The organism is Thiothrix lacustris DSM 21227, from assembly GCF_000621325.1.
Lineage (GTDB): Bacteria > Pseudomonadota > Gammaproteobacteria > Thiotrichales > Thiotrichaceae > Thiothrix > Thiothrix lacustris.
On the sequence record NZ_JHYQ01000038.1, the window covers coordinates 19,872 to 32,530 of the forward strand.

14 protein-coding genes and 1 other RNA gene are annotated in these 12,659 nt (G+C 52.7%); 6 read left to right on the top strand and 9 right to left on the bottom strand.

Annotation, left to right across the window (positions count from 1 at the left end; translation table 11 throughout):
- Positions 1-22: 22 nt before the first annotated feature.
- Entirely contained in the window at positions 23-898 is an 876-nt protein-coding gene (locus Q394_RS0115325) for a LysR family transcriptional regulator (RefSeq protein ID WP_028490029.1), read from the bottom strand.
- Positions 899-1,002: 104 nt separating this feature from the next.
- Here Q394_RS0115325 and Q394_RS0115330 point away from each other — a divergent pair, with 104 nt between their 5' ends.
- Both Q394_RS0115330 and gcvA read left to right on the top strand, forming a co-directional pair.
- Positions 1,003-2,211, top strand: coding sequence for an MFS transporter (locus Q394_RS0115330; RefSeq protein ID WP_028490030.1), 1,209 nt, complete (start codon positions 1,003-1,005; stop codon positions 2,209-2,211).
- A gap of 18 nt (positions 2,212-2,229) precedes the next feature.
- Positions 2,230-3,192 (top strand): transcriptional regulator GcvA, encoded by a 963-nt coding sequence (gene gcvA, locus Q394_RS0115335; protein WP_028490031.1) that lies wholly within the window; start codon positions 2,230-2,232, stop codon positions 3,190-3,192.
- A gap of 225 nt (positions 3,193-3,417) precedes the next feature.
- Here the strand turns inward: gcvA and Q394_RS0115340 are convergent, their stop codons facing one another.
- Both Q394_RS0115340 and Q394_RS0115345 read right to left on the bottom strand, forming a co-directional pair.
- Positions 3,418-4,008, bottom strand: coding sequence for an NUDIX hydrolase (locus tag Q394_RS0115340; protein WP_028490032.1), 591 nt, complete (start codon positions 4,006-4,008; stop codon positions 3,418-3,420).
- 4 nt (positions 4,009-4,012) lie between these two features.
- Positions 4,013-5,089 (bottom strand): DesA family fatty acid desaturase, encoded by a 1,077-nt coding sequence (locus tag Q394_RS0115345; RefSeq protein WP_028490033.1) that lies wholly within the window; start codon positions 5,087-5,089, stop codon positions 4,013-4,015.
- Positions 5,090-5,174: 85 nt separating this feature from the next.
- Here Q394_RS0115345 and Q394_RS0115350 point away from each other — a divergent pair, with 85 nt between their 5' ends.
- The gene (locus Q394_RS0115350) at positions 5,175-5,591 is read left to right on the top strand and encodes a sirohydrochlorin chelatase (RefSeq protein ID WP_028490034.1); all 417 of its coding nucleotides are present in this window, start codon (positions 5,175-5,177) and stop codon (positions 5,589-5,591) included.
- Here Q394_RS0115350 and Q394_RS0115355 read toward each other — a convergent pair.
- The 4 genes from Q394_RS0115355 to Q394_RS0115370 form a co-directional block, all read right to left on the bottom strand.
- Entirely contained in the window at positions 5,581-6,051 is a 471-nt protein-coding gene (locus Q394_RS0115355; RefSeq protein ID WP_028490035.1) for a DsrE family protein, read from the bottom strand. The two genes, Q394_RS0115350 and Q394_RS0115355, sit on opposite strands and share 11 nt — an antisense overlap.
- A 55-nt stretch (positions 6,052-6,106) precedes the next feature.
- Positions 6,107-6,287: non-coding RNA, 6S RNA (gene ssrS, locus Q394_RS22055), on the bottom strand.
- Positions 6,288-6,342: 55 nt separating this feature from the next.
- Positions 6,343-6,657 carry a cell division protein ZapA gene (locus Q394_RS0115365; RefSeq protein WP_028490037.1) on the bottom strand — a complete coding sequence of 105 codons (315 nt, stop codon included), beginning with the start codon at positions 6,655-6,657 and terminating at the stop codon, positions 6,343-6,345.
- Between the two features lie 5 nt (positions 6,658-6,662).
- Positions 6,663-6,902, bottom strand: coding sequence for a hypothetical protein (locus Q394_RS0115370; protein ID WP_028490038.1), 240 nt, complete (start codon positions 6,900-6,902; stop codon positions 6,663-6,665).
- A gap of 74 nt (positions 6,903-6,976) precedes the next feature.
- Here Q394_RS0115370 and Q394_RS0115375 point away from each other — a divergent pair, with 74 nt between their 5' ends.
- Positions 6,977-7,531: a UPF0149 family protein gene (locus Q394_RS0115375; RefSeq protein WP_051543495.1), complete on the top strand. Its 555-nt coding sequence runs from the start codon at positions 6,977-6,979 to the stop codon at positions 7,529-7,531.
- 20 nt (positions 7,532-7,551) lie between these two features.
- A complete protein-coding gene (pepP, locus tag Q394_RS0115380) occupies positions 7,552-8,910 on the top strand; it encodes a Xaa-Pro aminopeptidase (protein WP_028490040.1) in 1,359 nt (452 codons plus the stop codon).
- On the opposite strand, the gene Q394_RS0115385 is transcribed toward pepP, so the two are convergent.
- Together Q394_RS0115385 and Q394_RS20720 are read right to left on the bottom strand one after the other, a co-directional pair.
- A complete protein-coding gene (locus tag Q394_RS0115385; RefSeq protein WP_156946899.1) occupies positions 8,907-10,763 on the bottom strand; it encodes a gluzincin family metallopeptidase in 1,857 nt (618 codons plus the stop codon). The genes pepP and Q394_RS0115385 overlap by 4 nt on opposite strands.
- Positions 10,764-10,927: 164 nt before the next feature.
- Positions 10,928-12,271: a DUF2254 domain-containing protein gene (locus Q394_RS20720; protein ID WP_051543496.1), complete on the bottom strand. Its 1,344-nt coding sequence runs from the start codon at positions 12,269-12,271 to the stop codon at positions 10,928-10,930.
- A 149-nt stretch (positions 12,272-12,420) separates the two neighbouring features.
- Between Q394_RS20720 and tnpA the strand changes: the two genes are divergently transcribed.
- The coding region (gene tnpA / locus Q394_RS23130; RefSeq protein ID WP_156946900.1) for an IS200/IS605 family transposase at positions 12,421-12,659 on the top strand (239 nt) is incomplete at its 3' end.

The following is a 12,659-nucleotide window of genomic DNA, read 5'->3' on the forward strand; positions in this document are numbered from 1 at the left end:
TAATACGCCGGTTAGTGTGGCATTAGATCGGGCTTTGTTCCAGCAGGAAATCAACGAAAGCACGGTTGGCGCGTGACAGATAGCCTTCCCGCCGCCATGCAATGCACAAGTCCAGCCACAGCGGTTGTTCAAAAGGTAAGTCCAGCAGTTCCGGGTCTTCTTTTACTACCATCGTGAGCAGAGTGGAAATGCCAAAGCCTTGCTTGATGATGGATTTGATCAGCGGTAACAGGTTGGTTTCAAAGCCGATATTGGGGGTGACTCCGGCTTCTTGAGCCAGCCGATCGATGATCTTGCGGTGGAAGTAACCGGGGCGGAACATCACCAGTTCTTCATTGAAAAAGTCCTGCAAGCTTATGCAGCTTTGCCCTGCAAAGCGGTGGTCTTGTGCGACGATGACGCGCATTTCTTCACGCATAATGGTTTGCGCTTCCAGTGCTGTGGGCACGAAATCACGCACGATCACCGCCAAATCCAGTTCGCCGCCTTCCAGCATTTGCTGCAATTGCCATGTGCCGCCTTCTACTACTTGCAGGCTCAAGTGAGGGAAACGATGACGAAAGGCCATTAAGATGGGTGGGAAATAATACGAACCTAACATGCCCGGAATACCCACGCGCACCATACCTTGAGTCAGCCCTTTCAGTTCCTGCATTTCCAGTTGCGCATCGCTGATGGCTTGCAGGATGCGTTGCGCATGAGGTAACAGGCGCGTGCCTTCATCGGTTAGCGTCACTTTGCGGTCGTGGCGGTGGAACAGGGTTAAATCGAGTTCTGCTTCGAGTTTGCGGATGGCGACACTGACCGCAGGTTGGGCGACATACAAGGCTTCCGCTGCACGGGTAAAGCTGCCGAGACGGGCGATTTCGTGGAAGTAGCGTAATTGTTTGAAGTCCATACCAGTCTCATCGGTAAACAAACGTTATCGAAACCATTCTTACTCTATATTTTATCAATTGTTGCGGTGCAGCTATTCTAAACCCTCCTCAACAGGAGACAACCATGATTGAAGCTAACACCCGCGCTTTTCGTCTCGCCACGCTGGCGCTATGCCTTGGCTCGGCGATGATTTTTGCCAATTTGCATGTGGTGCAGTCCTTGCTGCCGACCTTGGCGTTGCAATTTCATTTGACGGAATTGCAGGCAAGCTGGAGTTTGACCATTACGATTTTGACGCTGGGCTTGTCCTTGCTGGTGTATGGGCCGTTGTCGGATGCGATTGGGCGCAAGCCGATCATGGTGGTGACGATGGCGGGGGCGGTGCTGGTGACGTTGGCGTTGTCGCAGGTGGAAAGTTATGCGAGCTTGCTGTTGTTGCGTGGCTTGCAGGGATTTTTCCTCGGGGGCTTGCCTGCGATTGCGATTGCCTACATGGGGGATGAATTCAGCCGTAAGGCGGTGGTGTTGGCGGTGGGGGTGTACATCAGTGCGAATAGTTTGGGGGGCGTGACCGGGCGGTTGCTGGGCGGTTTCGTCGGGGAGCATTTCGGCTGGGCGGCGGCGTTTGGGGCAGTGGGAGTTCTGAGTGCGTTGGTGCTGGTAGCGTTTGTGTGGCTGTTACCTAAGTCACAGCATTTCCAGCCGAAGCCTTTGCATCCGCTGCATATTGCGCAAGACATGGGCGGACATTTGCGTAATCCGGTATTGCTGGCGGCGTTTCTGATGGCGGGCGGTAATTTTATGATTTTTCTGAATCAGTATAGCTACATCACATTTGTGCTGGCGGCTGCACCGTATCATTTGTCGCCGCACGCGCTGGGCTTGCTGTTTCTGACGTATTTGAGCGGTACGCTGGCAGCGGCGTTTTCCGGGCGGGTGACGCAGTATTTTTCTGCACCCGTGGGTATGGCGTTGGGGATTTTATGCTTGATGGGTGGCTCGTTGCTGACGCTGATTCCGAGTCTGTCTGCGATTGTGTGGGGGTTTATGGTGAGCAGTTTCGGCTTTTTCCTGACGCATTCGTTGGCGAGTAGCTGGGTTAGCCATCATGCCTTGAAGGCGCGGGCGAGTGCGTCATCGTTGTATCTGGTGTTTTATTACATGGGGGCGAGTGTGGGCGGGTTTTTGCTCGCACCGTTCTGGGCATGGCAGGGTTGGTTAGGGATTATACTGGGGTCGTTGCTAGTTTATTCGCTGACATTGGCGTGCAGTTTATGGCTTTATGCAAAAAACAACACATTTGGCAAGAGGGTATCTGTTTCGCCGTCGTAAATAGGGCATAATCGATGAATGTCCCAACAACTACCCCCCCTGAATGCTCTGCGTGCCTTTGAGGCTGTCGCTCGCCACTTGAGTTTTACCAAGGCGGCGGCGGAACTCAATGTGACTCGTGCCGCCATTAGCCACCAGATTAAATTTCTGGAGGATTACCTCGGCTTTGCCTTGGTGGAACGTAAAAACCGCAGCATCACCCTCAGCCAAGGTGCAGAAGCGGCCTTGCCTAAATTACGTCAAGGGTTTGATAATTTGGGGGAGGCGGTACACTTGATGCGCAGCGAAAAGCATCGGCAGAGCATTACTGTGTGTACCACGCCGTCTTTTGCGTCTAAATGGTTGATTCCACGCCTGCACCGTTTTTCACTGAAATACCCCGATATTGATATGCAAATCAACAGTAATGTCCAGTTGGTCACGGCTGATTTGCAAGGTGATACTGGAGGGATGGATACCTTTTTCCGCCAGAATCATGTGGATGTGGTCATTGGCTTTGGGGCTGGTCAGGTTGCGGGTGCAGAAAAATTGTTTGCCGTGTCTGCTGTGCCCGTGTGTAACCCTGCTTTGGTTAGTAAGGCTCACCCGCACCCTTTGCAACAGCCTGAAGATTTGGTATTCCATACCTTATTACATGATGAATCTAATTATGTTGGGCATCCGAGTTGGGTAACCTGGTTGAAGCAGCAAAATGTGCAGGGGGTGAATGCCAATCGGGGTTTGCATTTTAACCACGTTTCATTGGCACTGGATGCCGCCGTGGATGGTCAAGGGGTATTATTAGCGATAAAACCCTTAGCGCAATCTGATATTGACGCGGGTAGGTTGTGTATACCGTTTAATTTACCTATCCAGTTAGAACATGCCTATTTTATTTTCAGACATGAAAAAAACAATAATAATCAAGTTGATACGGATATTTTTATTGATTGGTTGCGCGAAGAGGCGCACTCACAAGGCCGAGAATCCTTAAGTGGTTAGTTTTTCTAACCAATAGGTTTAGAAATTGTAGCTTGTCTGCTTTACCCGAAATCCATAATAATTGCTGCATTGCAAAAAAGAGTGATTCCGGTTCTTTCTCTCCTCCTCCTCCTAGCGGCGGAATCATTTGCAAGCGCCCACAGCGCATGGACATAGAGGGTATCTCTCCTCCTCCTCCTCCTCTCTCCTTCGTGTTCTTGCTGTGGGCGTTCTCTCTTTTTTTGTCTATCGCAGACAACTCAATAAAGCCAGCGTGATCCGCGCTGTCGCTCCCCACAATAGCTCACCATCATATTCCTCAAAGTAAACCACCGGTAACGGTTTTGGCAGATCCGCCAAATGCCGATAACGTATCTCATGGTGTTGCGGTTGCGCCAGCCATGCCAAGGGAATGGTGAACGCTCGTGCGACTTCCAGCGGGCTGAGCGTGAGATTGTAAGGCCACGGTACAGTGGCCACCACGGGCAAAATACGGAAGCGGCTGACGCTGTGATGTGGGCTGAGCTGCCCCAGCACTTGCACATCTTGTGGTTCGATACCGATTTCTTCGTGGGCTTCACGCAAGGCGGTAGCGGTCAGATCGACATCTTCTGGCTCATGTTTGCCGCCAGCAAACGCCACTTGCCCACTGTGGTAGTCCCTGTTCGAGGTAGGGCGGCGGATAAACAGCAAATGCCATGCCCCTTCCATACGTACAAAGGGAACCAGTACTCCGGCTTCCCGGCACGCATCCAGCGCCACATCATGGGTGGGTTCTCCCTGTCCGCGCAGGCGCTGGCTAATCTCGCTGAGGGTGAGTTGGTCAAGGTCGTGCATCGGCTCAGGCTACCACGGAGTATCCGCGCAAACGTTGGGCGAATTGTTCCAGTGCAGTAATTCCGGTTTTTTCGGCATTGTTAATCCACTCCTGTACCGCTTCCAGACGTGCTTCCTGACTGACGGCGGTGCGTTCCCACAGTTGGTAAAGGCGTTGCTGGTACAAGTATACGGTTTGCAGCACCTGACTTTCTGCAAGTACGCTTTGGTGGCGCAGTTCGGACTTGGTGACGGGTTTGATCACTTGCTGGGCGAAATGCGACAGCACTTGCAAACGGTTGCCCAGCACAGCGCTTACTGTATCGAAATCAGCGGTGAGTTTGTGCGGGTTGATGCGGATGCGCGGCGCGACTTTGCGTACTTTCGCCATACCGAGCATTTCCAATAGGCGGATGTAGAACCAACCCATGTCCAGCTCATACCAGCGGCAAGAAAAACGGGCGGAAGAGGCAAACGCATGGTGGTTATTATGCAATTCTTCGCCACCAATGAGGATGCCAATCGGTGAAATATTGGTGGAAGCGTCGGTGGTACTCCAGTTACGGTAGCCCCAGAAATGCGCCAGTCCGTTGATGACACCTGCTGCCCAGAACGGAATCCACACCATTTGCACCAGCCAGATCAGTGAGCCGGGCAAGCCGAACAGCACAATATCAATCACCAGCATGGTGCTGATGCCGAGCCAAGGGTAGGGCGCGTAAACATGGCGTTCCAGCCAATCATCGGGTGTGCCTTTGCCGTATTTTTCCAGCGTTTCCTGATTTTGGGCTTCCTGACGGTATAGCAATGCCCCTTTCCACAACACGGTATGAATGCCACGGGTTTGTGGGCTGTGTGGGTCTTCCGGGGTTTCGCATTTGGCGTGGTGTTTGCGGTGGATGGCGACCCATTCCCGCGTTACCATGCCCGTTGTTAGCCACAACCACAGGCGGAAAAAGTGTGAAGGGATACGCCCCAGCTCAAGCGCGTGGTGTGCTTGGGTGCGATGCAAAAAAATGGTGACAGCCGCAATGGTGATGTGTGTTAACCCTAGTGTGACCAGCACCAATTGCCATGCGTTCAAGTCTGACAGTAAACCCATACGATTTATCTCTCCTCTGTTGTGATAAGGAATACTCTACTACATTCGCTCTTATTTGATACACGTTTTGATACAAGGATTAACCATGCAAGCTCTGCTTATTGTTGCCCACGGTAGCCGCCGTACCCAGTCCAATGACGAAATCCGCGCCCTTGCCGCCAAAGTGGGGGAACAGTCCGCCGAAACTTACGGCTATGTGAGCAGCGCCTTTCTGGAACTGGCGGAACCGTCGATCCCGGACGGTATCCAGCAATGCATTGACGAAGGCGCAACCGACATCACCATCATGCCGTTTTTCCTGTCTGCTGGGCGTCATGTGGTGAATGATGTGCCGGAGTTGGTGCAGGCGAAACAAGGTGAAAACCCACAAGTACGGGTGCGCATGGCTCCCTACCTTGGGGTGTCAGGCTTGATGCCCAGCCTGATTTTGCAAGCCGCCGAGACAGCCTGCGACTGTCAGGGCGGGGCAAATTGTACGTACCCTGCGTGTATTACGGGCTAAGGTAGCTCCAGCCTTGTTCTTGCAGAGCAATAATCCGCGCAATGCCGGTTTGCGTTTCTTCTACTCCATCGATGAGCGCAGGGCGTGTGCCGCTGCTTTCTGACACGGTATCCAACGTATTGCCACAGGCGGTGAAGGTGACGTTCTGCATCATCAGGCTTTCTACACGCTTGATGAAAGCGCTCTTGTCGGTGACTAGCCAGATGCCGGGGCCATAGGCGACGACTTCGATTTCAATATTGTCCATGCCGTAATGTTTTTGCAGGTTGACGATATTGGACAGGAGATGATCCTGATAATCTTCTTCGCGTTTATTGACTTGAATGATCAAGCGATGGGTTTGTTCTGCTGCTGTAGCCGTTTTTGCTGCGCTGGGCTTTTCAGCAGCGGCAGCGGGCAGGCTGGCAAACAGTAAACTAACGGCTAGCATGGTAGCGGGAAGGTGCGGGATTAATGTCATGGTTTTATCTCCTCCTAACGGAATCTACACTATAGCAAGGAGGAGAGAGAAAGGGGACACACCCCAGGAAATCGTGGAAGGTTTCGACCTTGAACCAGTGGTTCAAGTGGGTGCGGCGAATGATTCTCAGGCTTACCGTCGAGCGGTCATGCACACCGAATCATTACAACCGCTCCCGGGGTAAGAAATTAGGCTCAAGGATAATACCCACCTTCTCACGAGATCCCCAGAAGTGTGTCCGTGAACCCATACTAGTACAATTATCGACTGGGGGGAAGAATTGACAAGGGATCAGGCTTTATGCTTATCCAGCACAGTATCCATGCGTTGTTGCAATTGCTGTAACCGTTCAGCCGTTTCTGGGCTGACAGAGGCAGGCTGGGCGTGTTGTTGCTTGCCGTGCATTAATTCGTGAGCAAGGTTAAGCGCTACCATGACGGCGATACGGTCACTACCTAATACCTTACCGGAATCACGAATTTTACGCATTTCCCGATCGACTCGACGGGCAGACGCGATGAGGGCATCTTGTTCACCGATGGGACAGGCAACCATGTAATCTTTGTCTAAAATGCGAATAGTGACCGGCTGGATATTTTTTTCCATGTAACTTACGCCTCGTTATTAGTTGGCTGGTTTTTCAGGCGCTGGATCATGGCTTCAAGCTGGCTGCTAGCCTTATCATGACGGCTGCGTAAGGCTTGGCATTCCTGCACGAGGGATTTTTCCTGTTTTTTCAGGTCGCTATTTTCATTAGCAAGCTTTTCAATTAAGCCAAGTAGGCGCTCAACGCGTGCATTGATGCTGTCGAGCTGAGTTTGCAGTGTTAGATCAGGGGTTTGTGTTTTCATACAGTAATGGTAGTAAAGAGTGCGAAACTGGGTCAATCATCTCATAATAGTGCTTTGTCAGGGAGAAGATAATTTTGAACGATGAATTACCGGATTATGTAGCAATGGAGCGGGCATTAGGACGTGCTAACGTGGACTTTTCTGGCGCAGAAATTCATGGCATGGGTTGCGGTATGTTGGTGGTAGACCAAAGTTTCAGTCAGGAAACATGGTTGGCACAAGTGTTGGAAGGTAATCCGCAGGATTTTCATGTGCAGGAAGCGCGGACGTTATTACGTGAGTTATTTACGGCAACGCGTCAGCAATTAAACGATCCGGGCATGGCTTTCGAGCTGTTTTTGCCGGAAGACGATGCGTTGGAAACGCGGGTGGAAGCGATGCAGGACTGGTGTCAGGGTTTCAGCTACGGGCTGGCGATGGCTGGCGTCAAGGACATGCACAAGCTGCCGGAAGATTCCCGCGAATGGGCGGAAGACGTGGTGCGCATTGGCAGTTCCGGCGAGCTGGAGATGGAAGATGAGGAAGAAGGCGAAAATGCGTTGGCTGAAATCATCGAATATTTGCGCGTCGGCGTGTTGATGATGAACGAAGAAATGCAACCGATGAAAGCCGCGCCACAAATACACTAGGATTATCCCCGGAGATTTTGATGAACAAACCAATCATACCGAAGGAAGAATACGCTGCTCGCCGCCGTCGCTTGTTGGACAGGCTGGGTAAGGATGCGCTGGCTGTTGTGCCTTCCGGCGGCCTGAAAGTACGTAACCGTGATGCAGAATACCCGTTCCGCCAAGACAGCGATTTCCACTACCTGACGGGTTTTAACGAGCCGGAAGCGGTCGCGGTGTTTGTGCCGGGGCGTGAAGCGGGCGAATACGTGCTGTTTTGCCGCGAAAAAAATGAAATGGCGGAACGCTGGTCAGGCACACGCGCCGGTCTGGACGGGGCAAAACACTGGCACGGTGCCGATGATGCGCACCCGATCAGCGATCTGGACAAACTGATGCTGGACTTGCTCACCGGGCGTGACCAAGTGCATTACGACCTTGGTGTGAACCCTGATTTCGATTTGAACGTGATCCGCTGGGTGAACCACTTGCGTGCTAAAGCGCGTGCAGGCGTGCGTGCGCCGCACAGTATTGTGATGCTCGATCGTATTGTGCACGAAATGCGCTTGTTCAAATCCGACGCGGAAGTGGCGGTGATGCGTTACGCCGCGCAAATCGCTGCCCGTGCTCACACCCGTGCCATGCAGGTTTGCCAACCGGGTAAATTTGAGTACGAAGTTGAAGCCGAGTTGCTGCATGAGTTCCGCCAGAAGGGTATGGAACCTGCCTACACCTCCATCGTCGGTGGTGGCAAGAATGCCTGTATCCTGCACTACATCGAAAACCGCGACACCTTGCGTGATGGTGATTTGCTGCTGATTGATGCGGGGGCGGAACACGAATGCTACGCCAGCGATATTACTCGCACTTTCCCGGTCAACGGTACCTTCAGCCCAGAACAGCGGGCGTTGTACCAGTTGGTGCTGGATGCGCAACACGCCGCGATTGCTGTCGCCATTCCCGGCAAAACCTGGGATGACCCGCATCAGGCAGCGGTGAAAGTGTTGGCGCAGGGCTTACTGGATTTGGGAATCCTCTCCGGCACGCTCGAACAAGCCATGCAAAAACCCGAAGTGGCGGAAGGCGAAGCTCCCAAGGAAGAGCCTTACCGCCAGTTTTACATGCACAAAACCGGGCATTGGTTGGGGATGGATGTGCATGACGTGGGTGATTACAAAGTCGGCACAGGTGACGACGAATGGCGTACCTTGCAACCCGGCATGGTGCTAACGGTGGAGCCGGGGCTGTACATTTCCCCGGCAGACAATGTTGACTCGAAATGGTGGAATATTGGCATCCGTATCGAAGACGATGTGCTGATTACCGCCGACGGCAATGAAGTACTGTCGGCGGCAGTCGTCAAGGACATTGACGCGATTGAACAGCTAATGCAGGGTTAATTCACGTCAAACGGGAAATGCACGTGTTTCCCCGCTACCCCCAGCAAATGCTCACGCAGGTTACAGCGGTTGCGGATCAACACATTCGCACCGCTGGACTGGCGTGTTACCTGGAACGGTAGCGCTAGTTGCCCGTTCGGTAAGGTACCATCCGGGCGTACCAAGCCATCACGGAATGCCCGCAGCGAGCGGCGGTGGGTCTTGATGAAGCGCTGTTTAGCCTGCTTGATGGCGCGTACTCCCGCCGGTTCTGGAGGAACCTCACCTTCACCTTCTGCCGGGGCAATCCACAGGTCGGGGTCGGTGGTCAGTTGCACGTCATTCCAGTTTTCATCCATGACCAGCGTTCCACCTTTGTAGACAGCGACCATGCCCATAGCGATTTCACCATCAGGGGTGATGTAGCAGGAGTCGTACAGCATCTCGTAGGTGTAATACAGGTAACGTTCGGTGACGGTTTTGCTGCCACTGCCGCGTTGTTCCTTGCCTGCATCAATGGTGCGGGTCACGCTGCTGATGCGTGGGTTCATGATCCTCGCGCCTTCGCTCAGCGGAATCCGCAGTGCGTCGGCATTCTCGCGGACTGCCCGCATTAGCTCGGCATTGCTGCCGTGAGCCGCTTCTTCAAAGCTGGAGCCGATACCGGGGGCGCTGATGTCGATGTCTTCGTTCCACAACATGCGGCGCTGGAACACTGCTTTCGCCAGTTCACGCGGGTGGGGGTCTTCGGGGAACAGCCGTGCATCGGCGTTATACAGCACCCGTGCTAAGGTCGGCAGGGTGACGCCAGTGGGCGGGATGTCCTGAAATGCTCGCAGCATCAGACCCTTTACCCGTGTGCTGGCAGAAACGATGGCATCAAAGAAGGCATCAAAGTCATTGCGGTTGTCCGCTTGGCTGTAATAACGCTCAAAATCAGGGTTCTGCTGTTGGATGCTCATTTGACGCATCATGTTGTTACATTGCTGAGCCTTGTTCGCCACCGGGGCATTTTTTAAGGTCTGTTGGATTGCGGGGGTCACGGTTTCTGCTACCAAGGTGGCGAGAATCTCGTAAATGGCAGCCGTCCACACCGTCGAGCGGTCATGGATTTCCCACGGGGCTTCGTCGTAATTCACGCCTTTCAACGCTGAGCGCAAGAACGGGAAGCTCACTCCCCACAAGCCGATGCCGAACTCTTCCGCCAGCCCATTGGCCAGACTGGGGTTCATCATGTCACCGCCGGATTCGCGGAACAGGCGTTCGACCACGGGTTTGTGACTTAGCGCTGCAAACATCGACATCATGTCGCCGACCGATTCATGCAACGCGCCAGTATCGGCTTCCTCTGAATACACATACAGCGGGCGGAACGAGTCGAGAATGGCGTGCCCCAGTTCGTGTGACACGATGTCGTGTGACAAGCAAGTCCACACTGGTGCACGCCGGAACGGTGAGTTGAACGAGCCGAAATTCAGGGAAGGTGCTGCTGGGTCGTAAAAGGCATTAGCCTCGCTGAATGCGTGGGGGCGTAGCACCAATGGCCCACCGTGTTTCCATTTCATTTCGCGCCCGATGGCGGCTTCTGCTAAATCCAGTGAATAGGCGGTGACCGCGAAGGTATTCACTTGATGGAATTGCGGATTGTCGATGAAATCGCCTTTTTTGTTCAAGGCATCAAAGGACAGGTCGGCTTTTTCCCAGTCCAGCCCTTGGTACAGCGGCATGTCAAACTGGTCATTATCGCGCAGTGTCAGCTTGCTGGAACCCATGCCTGCCAGAAAGTCGGTATCCAGCGGAAATTGGTAGTCAGTGTATAAATCAGCAACGGATGGGTCTTGTAATAACATCCCCATTGGTTTGGTTGTGCCCACGGCATTTCCCTCTCTTGATTCAGGTTGATATAGATTCACTTGAACGAAGTATTTTCCGTGCCCCTCTGCCCGGAGGTTGAAGACGAAAGTTCTGCCTATTTGCTTAAAGTATAGACGATTTTGAGGTGGGTATACGCTGTTTGGGTAATGTTCTATAAAAAAATTTAGTGCAACATATCGGTGCTTGGAAGAAAACGGTAAACGGCCTGATAGCACGCTTTAATGTCTTCCAGATCGGCTCGCGCTTTGATTTCATCCTGACAGGCGACATGGATGGCGTCGGCCTGTTTCCTGATCGCGTTTTGCTGTTCGGGGGTACGGGCTTGCGCTGCCAGGCTTCGCAAGGTTTCCAGTAAGCTGATGATGACGGCGACGTGAAACGCGGTATTCTGGCGAATCTGATTGAAAGCCGCTGCCATGATGCCACTGAAGGTGAAGGGTTTAAGTTGCAGGCGTAGCCGGGCGCTTTCATCGAAATGCTGCTCTGCTGGGAACTGCCGGTTCAGCAGGAAAGCCAGCGCGTTGCCCAGCCGGTCGATGCAGGTAATCGCGGTAAACGGGTCATTGATGCCGGGTGACATGGCTCGTACCGCGATTTCCACCAACTGGCGCACAGCGTATTCCGCATCTTGCGCGGCGGTGCGCGTATTACCCACAATCAGGTAGCCATTGATGGCGGCTTGTTTGTCTTCGTCCAGCGCATCCTGACTTAGACACCAACCCAGACCGCAGTTTTGCATCAGGAAATCACCGGGGCGGACAGTCAGTTTCAGTGCCATATCCTGTTCGGTCACATAATCCAGTAAACCCGTCACATCAATCGCTTGCAAATAGCCAGCTTGTTGCACCCGCACGACATCACCTTGCGCTTCAAAGCGTTCGTGCTCTTGCGATTGCAAGGCGGCGGCTGGCAAATGCTCGCTGGTTTCGAGCGTTTCAGGGAAAAGTGCTTCCAGCCGTTCACTCAATTCTTGATGCACTTCGGTAATGATGGTGTCGGCTTGAATCGACATGGCGGTGTGGTGAAAGAAAAACACCAGCAACAACAGATCGGTAATGATTAACCCCAGCAGGGTTGTCAGCGAAATCACCGGGGTTAAGTTGATTTCTTCCAGCGTACTGCTGAATTGCAGCAGCAGCACGCAATACAGGAACGTACCGATGAAAAAACCCATCACTACCTGATTGAACTGGGTTTTCATGAAGTTACGCAATAGACGCGGGCCAAACTGCTGCGAAGCTAGCGTCAGGGAGGCAATCGTAATGGAAAAAGCCACCCCGGTGACTCCTAGCATGGCACTAGCTGTCAGGCTTAATAGCGAGTGGAAGTTGTCCGCATCCTTGAAGTAAAACGGGAATGGCAATATTTCCCCCCAACCTGAAAAGAGCATCCGATCCAGATAGATGTTCACAAACGACAGAATGGTTGCCATCACCAGAAACAGCAACGGAATCATCCAGAAATTGACAGTCAGCAGCTCAAGCAGGTGCAGGATGCGTGTTTTCAATGCGTTATCTCCAGAGCTTGGGTTTTCACGAGTGTAGGTTACCAAAATTCGCGTAATGCCCCTGCCTTTAGGCATGGGCATATAAGCGTCTTATGCTAAAAACAAAATACGTGCCGCACTAGATAGCTTAAGCCTGTATAATATTGCACATGGAAACAAATGGTAACATCGCTTTCGACTGTAAGTACCACGTTGTATGGTGTACTAAGTATCGCCGCAGGGTACTGTCATCAGAAATTGAGGTGGCTCTCAAGCAAATAGTGAGTGACGTTTGTGAAGAACGCAACGCCACCATCCTTGAGATGGAAGGGGGCGGCGATCACTTCCATCTCTTGGTTGCGGTTGACCCTCAATACGGGATTCACCGATTGGTGAAACAGATCAAGGG

Coding starts and splice junctions, on each gene's coding strand:
- Q394_RS0115325 (WP_028490029.1), bottom strand. CDS start 898: ATGGACTTCAAACAATTACGCTACTTCCACGAAATCGCCCGTCTCGGC.
- gcvA (WP_028490031.1), top strand. CDS start 2,230: ATGTCCCAACAACTACCCCCCCTGAATGCTCTGCGTGCCTTTGAGGCT.
- Q394_RS0115345 (WP_028490033.1), bottom strand. CDS start 5,089: ATGGGTTTACTGTCAGACTTGAACGCATGGCAATTGGTGCTGGTCACA.
- Q394_RS0115350 (WP_028490034.1), top strand. CDS start 5,175: ATGCAAGCTCTGCTTATTGTTGCCCACGGTAGCCGCCGTACCCAGTCC.
- Q394_RS0115330 (WP_028490030.1), top strand. CDS start 1,003: ATGATTGAAGCTAACACCCGCGCTTTTCGTCTCGCCACGCTGGCGCTA.
- Q394_RS0115355 (WP_028490035.1), bottom strand. CDS start 6,051: ATGACATTAATCCCGCACCTTCCCGCTACCATGCTAGCCGTTAGTTTA.
- Q394_RS0115365 (WP_028490037.1), bottom strand. CDS start 6,657: ATGGAAAAAAATATCCAGCCGGTCACTATTCGCATTTTAGACAAAGAT.
- pepP (WP_028490040.1), top strand. CDS start 7,552: ATGAACAAACCAATCATACCGAAGGAAGAATACGCTGCTCGCCGCCGT.
- Q394_RS0115340 (WP_028490032.1), bottom strand. CDS start 4,008: ATGCACGACCTTGACCAACTCACCCTCAGCGAGATTAGCCAGCGCCTG.
- Q394_RS0115370 (WP_028490038.1), bottom strand. CDS start 6,902: ATGAAAACACAAACCCCTGATCTAACACTGCAAACTCAGCTCGACAGC.